The organism is Roseomonas sp. BN140053 (assembly GCF_047690175.1).
Taxonomy (GTDB): Bacteria; Pseudomonadota; Alphaproteobacteria; order Acetobacterales; family Acetobacteraceae; genus Roseomonas.
Window position 1 is genome coordinate 70,968 of record NZ_JBLLEB010000001.1, and the last position, 14,800, is coordinate 85,767.

12 protein-coding genes are annotated in these 14,800 nt (G+C 72.7%); 7 read left to right on the top strand and 5 right to left on the bottom strand.

From position 1 onward, the window contains the following. Positions 1-226 precede the first annotated feature (226 nt). The 4 genes from ACLIBK_RS00355 to ACLIBK_RS00370 all read left to right on the top strand — a co-directional run bounded on the left by ACLIBK_RS00355 (position 227) and on the right by ACLIBK_RS00370 (position 5,682). Positions 227-2,386, top strand: coding sequence for a DUF4214 domain-containing protein (locus ACLIBK_RS00355; protein ID WP_415385217.1), 2,160 nt, complete (start codon positions 227-229; stop codon positions 2,384-2,386). Positions 2,387-2,545: 159 nt separating this feature from the next. Next, on the top strand, positions 2,546-2,695 hold the full coding sequence (locus ACLIBK_RS00360; RefSeq protein WP_415385218.1) for a hypothetical protein: 150 nt from the start codon (positions 2,546-2,548) through the stop codon (positions 2,693-2,695). A 191-nt stretch (positions 2,696-2,886) separates the two neighbouring features. After that, positions 2,887-3,903, top strand: coding sequence for a Rieske 2Fe-2S domain-containing protein (locus ACLIBK_RS00365; protein ID WP_415385219.1), 1,017 nt, complete (start codon positions 2,887-2,889; stop codon positions 3,901-3,903). A gap of 228 nt (positions 3,904-4,131) precedes the next feature. Continuing rightward, positions 4,132-5,682, top strand: coding sequence for a D-aminopeptidase (locus ACLIBK_RS00370; protein WP_415385220.1), 1,551 nt, complete (start codon positions 4,132-4,134; stop codon positions 5,680-5,682). A gap of 118 nt (positions 5,683-5,800) precedes the next feature. Here the strand turns inward: ACLIBK_RS00370 and ACLIBK_RS00375 are convergent, their stop codons facing one another. After that, positions 5,801-7,567, bottom strand: coding sequence for an adenine deaminase (locus ACLIBK_RS00375; protein ID WP_415385221.1), 1,767 nt, complete (start codon positions 7,565-7,567; stop codon positions 5,801-5,803). Between the two features lie 228 nt (positions 7,568-7,795). Here ACLIBK_RS00375 and ACLIBK_RS00380 point away from each other — a divergent pair, with 228 nt between their 5' ends. Beyond that, positions 7,796-8,743 carry a nucleoside hydrolase gene (locus ACLIBK_RS00380; RefSeq protein WP_415385222.1) on the top strand — a complete coding sequence of 316 codons (948 nt, stop codon included), beginning with the start codon at positions 7,796-7,798 and terminating at the stop codon, positions 8,741-8,743. 51 nt (positions 8,744-8,794) lie between these two features. Here ACLIBK_RS00380 and ACLIBK_RS00385 read toward each other — a convergent pair whose 3' ends face one another. Next, positions 8,795-9,100, bottom strand: coding sequence for a hypothetical protein (locus ACLIBK_RS00385; RefSeq protein WP_415385223.1), 306 nt, complete (start codon positions 9,098-9,100; stop codon positions 8,795-8,797). 103 nt (positions 9,101-9,203) lie between these two features. Between ACLIBK_RS00385 and ACLIBK_RS00390 the strand changes: the two genes are divergently transcribed. Both ACLIBK_RS00390 and ACLIBK_RS00395 read left to right on the top strand, forming a co-directional pair. Beyond that, positions 9,204-9,935 carry a glycerophosphodiester phosphodiesterase gene (locus tag ACLIBK_RS00390; protein WP_415385224.1) on the top strand — a complete coding sequence of 244 codons (732 nt, stop codon included), beginning with the start codon at positions 9,204-9,206 and terminating at the stop codon, positions 9,933-9,935. A gap of 96 nt (positions 9,936-10,031) precedes the next feature. Then, on the top strand, positions 10,032-11,267 hold the full coding sequence (locus ACLIBK_RS00395) for a glycosyltransferase (RefSeq protein ID WP_415385225.1): 1,236 nt from the start codon (positions 10,032-10,034) through the stop codon (positions 11,265-11,267). Between the two features lie 16 nt (positions 11,268-11,283). Here ACLIBK_RS00395 and ACLIBK_RS00400 read toward each other — a convergent pair whose 3' ends face one another. From ACLIBK_RS00400 to ACLIBK_RS00410, 3 genes are read right to left on the bottom strand one after another with little or no spacing between them, the layout of a single operon-like run. Continuing rightward, complete coding sequence (locus tag ACLIBK_RS00400; protein WP_415385226.1) at positions 11,284-11,586, bottom strand: hypothetical protein; 303 nt, start codon at positions 11,584-11,586, stop codon at positions 11,284-11,286. Between the two features lie 10 nt (positions 11,587-11,596). Then, positions 11,597-12,973 carry an HlyD family type I secretion periplasmic adaptor subunit gene (locus tag ACLIBK_RS00405; RefSeq protein ID WP_415385227.1) on the bottom strand — a complete coding sequence of 459 codons (1,377 nt, stop codon included), beginning with the start codon at positions 12,971-12,973 and terminating at the stop codon, positions 11,597-11,599. Then, complete coding sequence (locus ACLIBK_RS00410) at positions 12,970-14,766, bottom strand: type I secretion system permease/ATPase (protein WP_415385228.1); 1,797 nt, start codon at positions 14,764-14,766, stop codon at positions 12,970-12,972. The genes ACLIBK_RS00405 and ACLIBK_RS00410 overlap by 4 nt, the downstream gene beginning before the upstream one ends. Between the last annotated feature and the right edge of the window lie 34 nt (positions 14,767-14,800).

The window sequence follows — 14,800 nt, forward strand, 5'->3', positions numbered from 1 at the left end:
ACGTTGGCGCCGGTTCCACAACCGATGAGCGAATGTTTCCTCCGCCCGGCGAGTTTATGCGCGGAAGTGAGGCCCCGCCTCGCCACGAAGGAGAACTCGTTCATTCAGACAATCCCCGTTACGGGAAAATGTAACGACTAAGAAACGAACTGTTGCGGCTTCTCGAGAAAGTCACTCAAGCTCCGCCGGACGTCATCGAAGATTTCCCAGAAAGGCAGCCCGTATCATGGCTTCACCTATCCTCTCGATCGCGGGCGCCAGCACGGTGGAGGACGCCTCCAGCGTCAACCTGCTGAACTTCACGCTGACGCTGTCGGAGGCCTCGGCCGCGCCGGTGAGCGTCAGCTACCGCACGGTGCCGGGCACCGCCGTGGCCGACCTCGACTTCGAGCCGAGGTCCGGAGCCATCACCTTCGCCGCCGGCCAGACTTCCCTGACCGTGCCGGTCCGCGCCTGGGGCGACACGCTCAACGAGCTGGACGAGAACGTCGTCCTCGAGCTCTTCAACCCGACCGGCGGGGCGGTGCTGGCCGGCGGCGCGCCGACGCTGCGCGCCACCGGGGTGATCCTGGACAATGACGGATCGGGCTCGAACCTGGCGCTCTTCGTGTCCGACACCACGCTCGTCGAGGGCGACAGCGGCACGCAGCAGGCGGTGTTCCAGGTCAGCCTGTCCCAGGCGGCCACCGCGCCGATGACCTTCAACTACGCCACCGCGAACGGCAGTGCGCTGGCCGGCACCGACTACACGGGCCGGAGCGGCAGCTTCACCATCGCGGCGGGCCAGAGCAGCGCGGCGGTGGCGGTGGATGTGCGCGGCGACGGCCTGGTCGAGGACAGCGAGAGCTTCTCGCTGGTGGTCACCTCCGCCACGGCCGGCATCGCGGCGGCGGCCGGCACGGCGACGGTGCTGGACGACGACGCGGGCGGCGGTGCCGTGCCCGTGCTCTCGATCGCGGGCGCCAGCACGGTGGAGGACGCCTCCAGCGTCAACCTGCTGAACTTCACGCTGACGCTGTCGGAGGCCTCGGCCGCGCCGGTGAGCGTCAGCTACCGCACGGTGCCGGGCACCGCCGTGGCCGACCTCGACTTCGAGCCGAGGTCCGGAGCCATCACCTTCGCTGCCGGCCAGACTTCCCTGACCGTGCCGGTCCGCGTCTGGGGCGACACGCTGGTCGAGGCCAACGAAACCCTCTCCCTCGAGCTCTTCAACCCGACCGGCGGCGCGGTGCTGGCCGGCGGCGCGCCGACGCTGCGCGCCACCGGGGTGATCCTGGACAATGACGGCCAGTATTCGGGCGCCGACACCGCCGAGTTCCTGCCGGGCACGGTCGCCGCGGACAGCCTCGCCGGTGGCGGAGGCAATGACACCCTGGATGGCGGCGTCGGCAATGACACCCTGATCGGCGGCACCGGCGACGACGTCCTGATCGGCGGGATCGGCGACGACCTGCTGGACGGCGGCCCGGGCTTCGATCGGGTGGACCTGCTGAACTTCGGCCGGCGGGCCAGCAACTTCGCGCTGCAGCCGAATGGCGACGTGACCATGACCCGTGGCACGGAGGTGGACACGTTGCGCGGCATGGAGATCGTGACCTTCGCCGATGGCCGCATGGTGTTCGACGAAACGGACCCGGCGGCGCAGGTGGTGCGGCTGTACAACGCGGCCCTGGCGCGCGGCCCGGAACAGGCCGGGCTGAACTACTATATCGACTTCCTGCAGGGCGGCCGGTCGCTGACCGACATCGCTGCGGGCTTCAACGGCAGCCCCGAATTCCAGGCGCGCTTCGGCGCCGGCCTGAGCAACGACCAGTACGTCGTGCAGCTGTACCAGAACGTGCTGCACCGTTCCGCCAGCCAGAGCGAGCTGGACTATTACCGCGAGCGCTTCGCCCTGGGCGACAGCCGGGAGCAGACCCTGGTCAACTTCTCCGAGAGCCCGGAGAACAAGGCGCTGACGGCCAACGCCGTGAAGGCCGGGATCTGGGACGTGGACGAGGATGCCGCGACGGTGGCCCGCATCTACGACACGGCGCTGGGCCGCAAGCCCGACTTCGAAGGGCTGGTATTCTACCGCGACCAGCTGGCCGCCGGCACCAACTCCGAAACCGGCATCGTCGAGGGGTTCATCGGCAGCCCCGAGTTCCAGGCCCGCTACGGCGCCAACACCTCCAACACGCAGTTCGTGGGGCTGCTGTACCAGAACACGCTGCACCGGGGCGCCACGGCGGAGGAAATCTCCTACTACGTATCCCAGCTCGACGCCGGGGTGCTCAGCCGGTCGCAGGCCGTGGTGAATTTCTCCGACAGTCCGGAGCACGTCGCCCTCACGGCCGAGAACATCGTCAGCGAGAACCCCCAGCAGTTCGGCATCGCCTTCGCCTGAACCCGTCCGCCCCAGCGCCCGCCCGGGCGGCCGGGAAGGGACCCGGGCCCCGCGGCCGTTCCGCAGCGCGAGCCCGGACCGGCCACCATCGGACGGAAACCGGCCGGTGGTGGTTTCCTGGGCAACTGCGCGTCGCCGAGGCGCGGCTAAGGTGGCGGCATGGCGCACGACGTTCTCCTCCATGCTGCCGCCCTGCCGCGCACGCCCACCGCCGTCGCGGAATGGGGCGCCGTGGGCACCTGGTGGTGGTCGCGCTCGGTGCTCGCGGCCGGGCTGGTGTTTCCCGGCTTCGCCGTGGCGGCGGGATGATGGCTGACGCGGCGGCGGTGAGGGCCGGGGCGGCGGTCCTGGCCCGGCTCTTGCTCCGGGGTGTTTCGTAGGATCGGTGGACCGATGCGCCCGGCGCTTCCCGGGGCGCGCACCCCGTGGTCCGAACCGCGGCCGGCTGAGAGCCATGCCGGACAACACCGTGCCGCCAGACCCCCGATGGAGGTCCGTTCATGCTCGCCACCCAGACCCCGCTGCTGCGCCGCTTCTGGTACCCCGTGATGCCCGTGGACCGGCTGGCCGAGGGCCCGCAGCCCTTCACCCTGCTGGGCGAGAAACTCGTGCTCTGGCAAGACGGCGAGGGCCGCGTCGCCGCGCTGCAGGACCGCTGCTGCCACCGCACCGCCAAGCTCAGCAAGGGCTTCTACAGCAACGGCTGCCTGGCCTGCGGCTACCACGGCTGGGAGTTCGACGCCGAGGGCACGGTGGTGCGGGTGCCGCAGCGCCCGGTGGACCGGCAAGGCCGCACCCGCATGTCCGTGCCGAGCTATCGCGCCGTGTCGCGCTACGGCTACGCCTGGGTGGCTCTGGAGGAGCCGCTCTTCGACTTCCCGGAATTCGAGGAGGAGGGCGAGGGCTTCCGGCAGATCCACGAGTTCTACGACGTCTGGGCCTGCGCCGGGCTGCGGCTGATGGAGAACTCCTTCGACAACGCGCATTTCGCCTTCGTGCATCGCGCCACCTTCGGCGACCAGGGCCACCCCGAGCCCGCCAAGCTGGAGATCGACGAGTTCGAGGACGGCTTCCTGTTCCGCTCCGAGGTGCCGGTGAAGAACCCGGCGCTGCAGAAGGAGCTGCTGAAGATGGACAGCGACGACACGGTGCGGATCATGCGCGCCCGCTGGTACGTGCCCTTCCTGCGCAAGCTGCGGATCACCTATCCGAACGGGTTGGTGCATTCCATCGTTACCGCGGCCACGCCGATCGACGATGGCCACATCCAGGTCTGCCAGTGGGTGTACCGCAACGACACGGAAGCGGACGCGCCCGCCGCCAAGGTGATCGAGTTCGACCGCCAGGTGACGGAAGAAGACCGCGGAATCCTGGAAAGCACGGAATTCGACGTGCCGCTGGACCAGACGGGGGTGGAGATGAACATGCCCTCCGACAAGCCGGGGGTGATGATGCGGCGGCAGTTGCTGGCGCTGCTGCGGAAATACGAGGCACCCGCGGCACAGGCGGCGGAATAGCGCCGACGCCCGGGCGGGGCGTCGCACGGCCTGCGCAAAGCGCTGCCGCGACCGGGGTGAGGGGGGCGGCCCGGGTAAGGCACTGCCCGCCCCGGGTTGGCGTCCCCGCGACCCGGGCGAGGCGCCGCCGCGACCCGGGCGGGCCTGTTCCTTCCCCGGCGGGACTGCGCGCCGGCGGGCGGATGCGGTAACCACACCGTCGCAACATCGGGCAAAGGCGGCAGCGGCATGGGTGTTTCCGAACGGCTGGACCGGGCGGTCGCGGCGCTGCCCGGGCGTTATCCCGGCCCCGGCGGCGCCCTGGCCGTGCTGCGCGAGGGCGAGGTGCTGGCGCAGCATTGCTGGGGCTGGGCGGATGCGCAGGCGCAGCGGCCCTTTACGCCGGACACGATGTTCCTGGTCTGCTCCATCACCAAGCAGTTCACCTGCTCGCTGCTGCTGGACCAGTTCCCCGACCCCGGCGTGCTGGATGCCGACCTGCGCCGCCTGCTGCCGGAGCTGGAAGGCGAGGCGCCCCGCACCCTGGACCTGTGCCACAACCAGTCCGGCCTGCGCGACTACTGGGCGCTGGCCATGCTGTGCGGCTCGGCGCCCGAGGGTGAGTTCGGCCCGGACGACGCGCGCCGGCTGATCGGCCGCACCCGGTCGCTGCACTTCGCGCCGGGCACGCGCTATTCCTACAGCAACGGCAATTTCCGCCTCCTGTCCGACCTGATCGAGGCGCGCACCGGCCGCGACTTCGGCACGCTGCTGCGCGAGCGCGTGCTGGACCGCGCCGCGATGCCGCGCGCCGCCGTCAGCCCCGACACGGCGCGGGTGCCGGGCGGCACGGTGGGCTACGAGGGCTCGGTGGAGGCGGGCTTCCAGCCGGCGGTGAACCGCATCCACTGGACCGGCGATGCCGGGCTGGCGGCCTCGCTGGACGACCTCGTGGCCTGGGAGCGCTTCATCGACGCCACGCGCGACGACGCGGACGGGCTGTACCGCCGCCTCTGCGCGCCGGTCGCCTTCCGGGACGGCACCCCCGCCGGCTACGGCTTCGGCCTGGGGCGCCCCACCCTGCTCGGGCGTCCCATCACCGCGCATGGCGGCGGCTTGCGGGGCTGGCGGTCCTTTCGCTGCTACGCCCCGGCCGAGCGCGTTTCGGTGGTGGTGCTGTTCAACCACATGGCCGATCCCCGGGCGGCGGCGCGCGACCTGTTCGCGGCGGCGCTGGGCCTTCCCGTCGCGCCGCCGGCCCCCGCGGTGGCCGCGACGGGCTGGGACGGCTGCTTCGAGGAGCCGGAAACCGGCCTGGCCGCGCGGCTCGACGCGCAGCCGGACGGCCGGCTGCGGCTGCGCTTCGCGCCCGGGCCGGAATTCCTGACCCCCGCGGGCGAGGACGCCGCCAGCCCGGAGATCCGCCTGCACCGCGGCCCCGAGGGCATCCGGATGCGGCGGCTGCTGGACCACCTCGACACTACCCTGCGCCCTTGCGCCGCGGCCGCGCCGGAACCCTTCGAGGGCCGCTTTCATTGCGCCGAGCTGGACGCCGACCTCACCTGCGTGCTGGCCGGGGGCGTGCCCTACGCGGCGTTTTCCGGCGATCTCGGCCAGGGGGCGATGCAGCCGCTGCTGCCGCTGGCCGCCGATACCTGGCTGTTGCCCTGTCCGCGCGCGCTGGATTTCGCCGCGCCGGGCGACTGGACGGTCCGGCTGCGGCGCGACGGGGCAGGGCGGGTCGCCGGCTTGCAGCTCGGCAGCTGGCTGGCCCGCGGCCTGGACTACCTGCCAGCCTGATGCGGGGTTTTCCGCGCCGGACCGGGGCGGCGTCGTGCCGCGATCCGGCGATGCCGCACGGCCGGTGGGACTGCCACCGCCGTGGGGGCCGACCGGCCGCCGCGAGCGGGTCGCCGCGTCAGGCGGCGAGGGGCGCCGCGGGGTCGCGCACCTCGCCGGTGCCGCCATCGGTGATGCCGAGGTCGGTCGGGTGCGGGCCGGGGTTGCAGGCCAGGGAAATGCCGGTGACGCCGCGAAACACCCGCAGCGGCGGCGCCCAGTCCATCACCGCGTCCGCCGCGGCCCGCAGCGTGGCGAAGGCGGCCGCGGTCTCCGCCGGCGGGGTTTCCGCCAGCAGCCCGGCGATCGGCAGGGGCAGCACGGCCGTGGCCCGGCCGCCCGCCGCCACGGCCATGCCGCCGCCGCAGGTGATCAGCGCATTGGCGGCGGCCGCCATGTCGGCGGGGTCGCGGCCGATCACCAGCAGGTTGTGGTTGTCGTGGCTGACCGTGGTGGCCACCGCGCCGCGCGGCTCGCCCCAGCCATCGGCCAGGCAGACCATGGGGCCAGGGTCGCGCCGGCCGTGCCGGTGCAGGATGGCGATCAGCGCGTGGCCGGGCGGGATCGCGGCCACGCCGCCGCGCACGGAGACTTCTGCCTCCGCCCAGCGCACCACCCGTGCGCCGCCCACCACCGGCAGCCGCGCCGTGCCCTCCGTCACGCCGTGCGGGCGCAGGGCGAAGGCTTCGGGCGGCTGCGGCGCCAGGTGCACCGTGTCCCGCGGCGCGTCGGACAGGTCGCGCGGCAAGGGTTCCAGCAGGGCGCCGTTGCGCGCCACCAGCCGGCCGCCGACGTAGACCCGTTCCACCACCATGCCCGGCAGGTCGGACAGCACGGCGATCTCCGCCCGGCGTCCCGGCGCCAGCAGGCCGATATCGTCGCGCTTCAGGCGCAGCGCCGCGTTCAGCGTGGCCATGCGCAACACCTCGATCGGCGCCAGCCCGTGGCCGACCAGCCGCGCCAGCGTGTCGCGCAACCCGCCCTTGTTCACCAGCTCGTCGGGGAAGACATCGTCGGTGCAGACCACCAGCGTCGCGGGAAAGGCGGGCAGGGAGCGGATCGCCGCCACCGCGCCGGGCAGGACGTAGTCGTGGCTGCCACGCAGCTCTACGGTCAGGCCGGCGCGCAGCTTGTTCAGCAGGTCCTCGCCGGAGGTGATCTCGTGGTCGCTGGTCACCCCGGCGGCGACGTAGGCCTGCAGGTCGGCGCCGGCGAGGTCGCGGCCGTGGCCGTTGACGTTCTTGCCTGCCGCCATGCCGGCGCCGACGATGCCGGACATGCGCGGGCTGCCCGCCAGCACCCCGGCCATGTCCATCACCTCCGCCACGCCGGCGACTTCCGGCCAGGAGAGCATCTCCGCCATCTCGGCCGGGCCGATCTCCGCCCCCGCGACCTCCAGCCCCGGCGCGGAGGGCACGCAGGAGGGGGCCGCCACCAGCACCCGCAGCGGCAGGTCGCGCGACGCGTCCACCGCCCAGCGCACGCCCGGCACGCCCAGCACGTTGGCCAGCTCGTGCGGATCCCAGACCGCGGTGGTGGTGCCGTGCGGGACCACCACGCCCGCGTAGTCCGCGGGCGCCATGAAGGAGGATTCGAAGTGCAGGTGGCTGTCCACGAAGCCCGGGCTCAGGAAGCGGCCGGACAGGTCGTGCGTTTCGGCGGCGTCCCGACGCGCGCCCGGCGAGTGCACGGAAGCGATCAGCCCGCCGACGAGGCCGAGATCGGCCGCCCGCAACTCGCCCGTGGCGACGTCCACCACCGTGCCGCCGGCCAGCAGCAGGTCGAAGGGTTCCGCACCCCGGGCAGCGCGGATGGCGCGGGCGCGGGTGGCCGCCTCGGTGCTCACGCGGCCAGGCCCGGGAGGATGGCGGGTGAGGGGGCGTGCTGCGGCATGGGGCGGGTCCGGTGGCGGTGGCAAGGCGTCCCTGGCATGATCCGCGCCGCCCCGGAACGCAAGCACAGCGAGAGCCGTTTCCATGCCCAGCCCCGACGACCTCGCCGGTCCCGGTTCCACCCCGTCGCCGCCGGTTCGCCCGGCCGGCGATCCCCGCGGGGCGGCCGGAGCCCTGCCGGCATGACCGGCCGCCTCACCGTGATCGACTGCGATCCCGGCACGGATGACGCGCTGGCGCTCTGGCTCGCCCTGGGTTCGCCGGAGCTGGATGTGCGGCTGGTGACGGTGGCGGGCGGCAATGTCGGGCTGGAGCTGACCCTGGCCAATGCCCGCGCCGTGGTAGGGCTGGCCGGCCTGCCGGTGCCGGTGGTGGGCGGCGCGGATCGGCCGCTGCTGGGCCGCTATGTCAGCGAAACCCGGGTGCACGCCGCCAACGGCATCGGCGGCATCACCCTGCCCGAAGGGCCGCCGGCCGCCCCCGGCGTGGCCTCCGACGCGATCCGCGACCTGTTGCGCCGCGCCGGGCCGGGCGAGGCGACGCTGATCGGCCTGGGGCCCGCCACCAACCTCGCCCTGGTCTTCGCCACCGAGCCGGCGCTGGCCGACCGGGTGCGCGAGATCATCCTGATGACCGGCGCCTGGGGGGAGGGCAACATCACCCCAGGCGCCGAGTTCAATGCCGCCTCCGACCCCGAGGCGCTGGCGATGCTGCTGGCGGCCGGGCTGCCGGTGTCGCTGGTGACGCTGGACCTCACCGCCCAGGCCTTCGTGACGCCGGAGCGGCTGGCCGCCCTGCGCGCCCGCGGCGAGGGGCGCTGCCTGGGCGCGGCCTGCGACATCCTGGCGGCGGTGCCGACCTCGCGCCGCTTCGGCTTTGCGGGCTTTCCGCTGCACGACCCCTGCGCCGTGGCGCTGGCCGTCAGGCCGGAGCTCCTCGCGGTGCGGGAGGTCGCGGCGCGGGTGGAATGCGGCGAAGGGCCGGGGCGCGGCCGCACGCATCTGGACCGCTGGGACCGCTGGGACCGCTGGGACCGCTGGGGGGCGCCGGCCAATGTGCGGCTGGCGGAAACGCTGGATGCGGACGGGTTCTTCGCCCTGCTGGGGGAACGGCTGGCCGCGCTGCCGTGAGGCACGGTTCGTGCCGGGCCGGCGGGGCGCTTCCTGCTGCTGCGGGCCGGCTCAGTTGATGGCGGCGCCCGCGGGTTCCAGCCGCCCTTGCTCGTGCAGCCAGGCCACCGCCTCGGGCGACACACCCTCGGCCACCACGCGGGATTCCGCGCGCATCACCAGCACCGTGCCGCCGATGTTCTCCCGGCGCAGCGCCCGGGTGAGATGGCTGGAGATGTAGTCCACCGACAGGTCGCTCGACACCAGCAACGCGTTGGCCATGGGCGTCCAGTGGCTCTCGGAGAGTTCCCAGATCGCCGCTTCCAGCACCTCCGTCCCGCCGGCTGGCAGGTCGTGCAACACGAGGCAAAGGGGCATGGAGGCTCGCTCCGCTTTCCAACAACGGGCCGCACCATATGCGCCGGTCGGCCATAAAACCAACAACTCTGATTTGAGACATCGTCTCAGGAGGCGGAAGAAGATGCCGGTCCAGATCATCAGCCACCGCGGCGGGGCCTTTCTGTGGCCCGAGAACAGCCTGCTCGCCTTCCGGCGTTCGGCGGAACTGCCGCTGGAGATGGCCGAGTGCGATGTGCATCTTTCGGCGGACGGCATCCCCGTGGTTCATCACGATGCCGTGCTGGAGCGTACCACGGAAGCGCGGGGACCATTGTCGGTTCATACGGCGCGGGAGCTTTGCAGCTATCGATTGCGCGGTGCCGGGGAATATCGCGTTCCTTTGCTGGCCGAGGTCGCTGCGACCCTGCGCGACTCGCCGCTGCGGCTGCAGGTGGAGGTCAAGTCCGGGCCGCAGGGCGCACCGCCGCCGGCGCTTCTGGACCACAGCCTGGCGGTGCTGGACGCGGCGGGGATGCGCGCGCGCTGCGGCATCATCGCCTTCCACGCCGGCACCGCCGCGGCAGCGCAGGCCGCGGGCGGGCTGGACCACGTCGCCTGGCTGTTCGAGGCGTCGCTGCTGCAGCAGATCGGCCAGCACGGCGTGGTCGCCGTGGCCCGGGCGCATGGGCTGGGGATGGTGGAAACGCATGAGGCCGCGATGGACACGGAGCTGCTGGCGACGCTGCGCGCCGCCGGGCTGCGCGTCGGCGTCTGGGCGGCCAACCACGCGCCGGCCATCCGGCGCATGCTGGCGCTGGGTGTGGACGCCATGGCCACGGACGACCCCGTGCTGGCGCTGCAGATGCGCGGCTGAACGCTGCACGGGGGCGCGGTGGCCGGGGCGCCGCCCGTTGGCGCCACCGGACAGAGCCGGCATGATCCGCCGCGTTACAGGAAGAAGCCGAATCCCGTGCGTGTTCTGCTGGTGCACCCCAACTTCCCCGGGCAGTACGCGCATCTGATGCCGGCCCTGCTGGCGCGGGGCGACGTGCAGGTGGCGGCGATCTCCGCCCGGCACGTCGAGGTGCCGGCGGGCGTGACGCTGCGCGTGTACCAGGCGCCGGCGGCCGAACCGCCGGAAGCGCGCTACGGCCGCTACATGATGGCCGCCCTGAAGCGTGCGGAACTGGTGGCGGGGGAAGCCCTGGCGCTGCGCCGCGACGGCTTCGTGCCGGACGTGATCGCCTGCCATATCGGCTGGGGCGACGCGATCTTCCTGAAGGACGTGTTCCCCGACGCGCCGATGCTGCTCTACGGCGAGTTCTTCTACAGCGTCACCGGCGCCGATGTGGGCTTCATGCCCGGCGAAACCCCCACGGTGCGCACGGCGATGCGGGTGCGCGCGATGAACGCGCCGATGCTGTCGGCCATGAATGCCGCCGACTGGGGCGTCTCGCCCACGCGGTGGCAGCGCGACCGCTTCCCGCCCTGGTTCCGGCAGCGCATCAGCCTGGCGCATGAGGGCGTGGACACGCAGACCTGCCGCCCGGACCCGCAGGCGCGCGTCACCCTGCCGGATGGCAGCGTGCTGAAGCCCGGCGACGAGGTCGTCACCTATGTCGCGCGCGGGCTGGAACCCTATCGCGGCTTTCCGACATTCCTGCGCGCCCTGCCGGAGCTGCTGCGCCGCCGGCCCGGTGCGCGCGTGGTCGTGGTGGGGGGCGACGAGGCGCGCTACGGCCCGTCCCCGGAAGCGGGCGGCAGCTGGAAGGACCAGCTGCTGCGCGAGGTCGGGGCGCTGGACCCCGCGCGCGTCATCTTCACCGGCCGCGTGCCCTACGCCACGCTGCTGAACCTGTTCCGCATCTCGGCGGTGCACGTCTACCTGACCGTGCCCTTCGTGCTGTCCTGGTCGATGCTGGAAGCCATGGCCTGCGGCGCGCTGCTGCTGGCCTCCGCCACGCCGCCGGTGCAGGAGGTCATCACTGACGGCCGCAACGGGCTGCTGACCGATTTCCACGACAGTGCCGTGCTGTGTGAGCGGCTGGTGGCCGTGCTCGAGAACCCTGGCCGCCACGCCGCGCTGCGCCAGGCCGCGCGCCGCACGATCACCGAGCTCTACGACCTGCGGCGGGTTTGCCTACCGCGGCAGATGGATATCCTCGACGCCCTGGCCGCGCGGCGGGCGCCCTCCACCTACGCCTGAGCGAGCGCGCGCTCCCTTATTCCTGCCCGAAGCGGAAGGCGCCGCCGGCGGGGGGCGGCGGTTCCGGCGCGGCGGCAGGGGCGGGTGCGCCCGGCTGCGCGGCGGCGGCCGCGGCCTGGCGGGAGCGGTTCTCGAATTCCTGCCACAGCCGGACGAGGCTGTTGATGGTGGAGGGCAGCTGACCCAGCGGCAGCACCAGCTGCCCGGTGGGCACGCCGCGCCCTTCGCCGTCCAGCTGGCCCAGCGTGACCCGGGCCACGCCGTTGCGGATCTGGGCGTCCAGCACGCCGTCGGCGAACAGGGTGGTAAGCGTGGTCATGGGGTGGGTCTCACTGTTCGCGGAACGCTTTGTGGAAGCTGTCGAAGAGCGGCTGCAGCATGTAGCGCAGGAAGGAGCGCTCGCCGATCTGGATCTGCGCCTCCACCGGCATGCCCGGCCGCAGGGACACGTGGTCCAGGGCGCGCAGCTGGTCGGGGTCGATCACGATCTGGGCGCGGTAGAATTCCATGCCGCGCGCCTGGTCCTGGTTCACGTCGCCGCCCACGAAGGTGACGTGGCCGTGCAGATAGGGCACCAGCCGCTGCTTGAAGGCGGGCAGCCGCACCTCGGCCTGCAGGCCGGCATGCACCACGTCGATGTCGGTGGGGGATACGCGGACCTCGGCCACCAGCCGGTCGCGCGCCGGCACCAGTTCCAGCACCGTGTCGCCGGGCCGCACCACGGCGCCGGGGTTGAAGAAGCGGCTGCTCAGCACCGTGCCGTCCTCGGGCGCCAGGATTTCGCGCCGGGTGGCGACGTCGGAGGCGGCGCGCAGCCGTTCCTCGGCGTCGGTCAGCTTGGAGCGGACCTCGCGCGCCTCGGTGGAGACTTCCTGCAGGCGCTGGTCGCGCAGGCCCTGGAGCTGGTGCTCGGTTTCGGCAATCTGCCCCTGGGCGCGGTCGATCTGGCCCTGGAGGTCCAGCAGGTTGCCCTCGGCCGAGGCGATCTGGCGCTGCAGGCCCAACAGTCGCGGCATGCGTTCCAGGCCCTGGGCCACCAGGGCGCGCACGTCGCTCTCCTCCCGGCGCAGCAGTTCCATCTGGCGGCGCTGGCTGGTGGACTGGCCGCGGGCGGAGGCGATGGTGGCCTGGTGCTGCAGCAGGCGCGATTCCAGCACCTGCACCTGGCTGGCCAGGTTGGCCAGCCGCGTGTTGAACAGGATGCTCTGCCCGGTCATGGCTTCCCGGGCGCGCGGGTCGTCGCTGGTCTGCAGGTCGTGCGGGAAGGCGATGGCGGCGGCCCCGGCCAGCTCGGCCGCGAGGCGCGCTTCCTGCGCCAGCAGCGCCCAGCGCGAGCCGCGCAGCGATTCCAGGCTGGCGCCGGACTGGATGTCGTCCAGCCGCATCAGCACCTGCCCGGCCTTCACCTCGTCGCCGTCGCGCGCCAGGATCTCGCGCACGATGCCGCCTTCCAGGTGCTGCACCGCGCGGCGGCTGCCTTCCGCCTTGATGGTGCCGGCGGCGATGGCGGCCTCGCTCAGCGGCGCAAAGGCCGTCCAGGCGCCGAAGCCGCCGACGAACACGGCGATGCCGAGCATGCCGATGATGATCGGCGTGCGAGTGCGCGGCCGCGGCAGGTCCAGCACCAACTCCGGCATGGAGGGCCGGGGCAGCACCGCCGGAATGCCGGCATTGTGGCCCACCAGCGGGGGAAAGGTCGCGCTCATGCCGCCACTCCCGGCCGGCTACCGGGCGCCGCGGGGGGCGTCGCCGGGGGCACGGGCGGGCGCACTGCGGGCAGCGTCGCGGGACGGGGGCCCATGATGCGGCTCAGCACCTCCTGGCGCGGCCCGAAGGCATCGATCTGACCGTCGCGCAGCACCATCACCTTCTCCACGCCCTGCACCAGCACGGGGCGGTGGCTGACCAGCACCACCGTGGTTCCGCGCGACTTCAGTTCCTTCAGCGCCAGCAGCAGCCGGGCTTCCGAATCCCCGTCCAGGCTGCTGTCGGGCTCGTCCAGCACCACCAGCTTGGGCCGGCCGAACAGGGCGCGCGCCAGCCCCACCAGCTGGCGCTGGCCGCCGGACAGCTGCGCGCCGCCTTCGCCGACCTCCGTGTCGTAGCCCTGCGGCAGGCGCAGGATGATGTCGTGGCAGCCGGCCAGCCGGGCGGCCTCGAACACCGCTTCCGGCTCGGCCTCGTGCAGGCGGGCGATGTTGTGGAACACGCTGCCTTCGAAGAGTTCCACGTCCTGCGGCAGGTAGCCGAGGTGGCGGCCGAGATCCTCGCGCAGCCAGGTGGACACGTCCGCCCCGTCCAGCCGCACCACCCCCGCCGTGGGGGCCAGCGTGCCGATCAGCAGCCGCGCCAGCGTGGTCTTGCCCGAGCCGGAGGGGCCGATCACCGCCACGCTCTCGCCGGGTTCGATGCGGAAGTTCAGCGCCTTGATCACCGCCTGCCCGTTGTTGGGGGCCATGAAGGTCAGCCGCTCGGCGGTCAGCTCGCCCTTGGGCTCGGGCATGACCATGCCCGGCGGCCGCAGCCGCGGCATGCCCAGGAAGGTCTTGAGGCGGGTCAGCGCCTGCCGGGTCTGCACCAGCCCCTTCCAGCCGCCGATCAGCTGTTCCACCGGCGCCAGCGCCCGGCCCATGATGATGGAGCCGGCGATGGAGGCGCCCGAGGTCAGTTCCTGCTTCAGCACCAGCCAGGCGCCCAGGCCGAGGATCGCGATCTGCAGGGCCAGCCGGAAGAACTTGGTCACCGAGCCCAGCACCGCTGCGCGGTTGGCGGCGCTTTCCTGCAGCGGCGCGGCCTCGGCCAGCGAGGCGCGCCAGCCGCGCAGCACGGCCGGGGCCATGCCCATGCTGTCGATCACCTCGGCGTTGCGGGCCAGCACTTCCGTGCGGCGATGCGCGGCCATGCTGGCGGTGCCGGCGCGCTTGAGCAGGGCGGAGGTGGTGCCCTCGTTCACCAGGGTCAGGGCGAACAGCGCCACGGCGCCGCCGGTGGCCACCGCGCCCAGCAGGGGATGCAGCAGGAAGATCACGCCCAGGTACACGGGCACCCAGGGCACGTCGTAGAGCGCCAGCGCCCCGGGGCTGCCCAGCCAGGAGCGGCACAGGCCGAGGTCGCGCAGTGCTTCCATCCGGTAGGGGCGGCCGCGCAGCTGCGCTTCCAGGGCGCGCAGGAAACCTTCGGGCGCCACCCGCGATTCGATCCAGGAGGCGGAGCGCTGCATCGCCTGGCCGCGGGAATATTCCAGCAGCGCCAGCAGCAGCACCGCCGAGATGGCGATCAGGCTGAGCCAGAACAGCGTGTCCAGCGAGCGGGTGGCCATCACCCGGTCGAAGACCTGCATCATGTAGAGCGACACGGTCAGCTGCAGCAGGTTCACCACCCCGCTGAACAGCGCCACCGCGAGAAAGGCTCCGCGGCAGGCACCCACGGCCCGCGTCAGCACCGTGTTCTTCGCAATCGCCGGGCCGCCCGCGGTACTCGCGGTCGCGTTCTGGGTCATCCATCGTCTCCAGCGCGGGAACCGACCACCGGAT

Excerpts from the sequence above, each read along its gene's own strand:
- ACLIBK_RS00405 (WP_415385227.1), bottom strand. The coding sequence starts at position 12,973 with ATGAGCGCGACCTTTCCCCCGCTGGTGGGCCACAATGCCGGCATTCCG.
- ACLIBK_RS00355 (WP_415385217.1), top strand. The coding sequence starts at position 227 with ATGGCTTCACCTATCCTCTCGATCGCGGGCGCCAGCACGGTGGAGGAC.
- ACLIBK_RS00370 (WP_415385220.1), top strand. The coding sequence starts at position 4,132 with ATGGGTGTTTCCGAACGGCTGGACCGGGCGGTCGCGGCGCTGCCCGGG.
- ACLIBK_RS00400 (WP_415385226.1), bottom strand. The coding sequence starts at position 11,586 with ATGACCACGCTTACCACCCTGTTCGCCGACGGCGTGCTGGACGCCCAG.
- ACLIBK_RS00390 (WP_415385224.1), top strand. The coding sequence starts at position 9,204 with ATGCCGGTCCAGATCATCAGCCACCGCGGCGGGGCCTTTCTGTGGCCC.
- ACLIBK_RS00380 (WP_415385222.1), top strand. The coding sequence starts at position 7,796 with ATGACCGGCCGCCTCACCGTGATCGACTGCGATCCCGGCACGGATGAC.
- ACLIBK_RS00410 (WP_415385228.1), bottom strand. The coding sequence starts at position 14,766 with ATGACCCAGAACGCGACCGCGAGTACCGCGGGCGGCCCGGCGATTGCG.
- ACLIBK_RS00385 (WP_415385223.1), bottom strand. The coding sequence starts at position 9,100 with ATGCCCCTTTGCCTCGTGTTGCACGACCTGCCAGCCGGCGGGACGGAG.
- ACLIBK_RS00365 (WP_415385219.1), top strand. The coding sequence starts at position 2,887 with ATGCTCGCCACCCAGACCCCGCTGCTGCGCCGCTTCTGGTACCCCGTG.
- ACLIBK_RS00360 (WP_415385218.1), top strand. The coding sequence starts at position 2,546 with ATGGCGCACGACGTTCTCCTCCATGCTGCCGCCCTGCCGCGCACGCCC.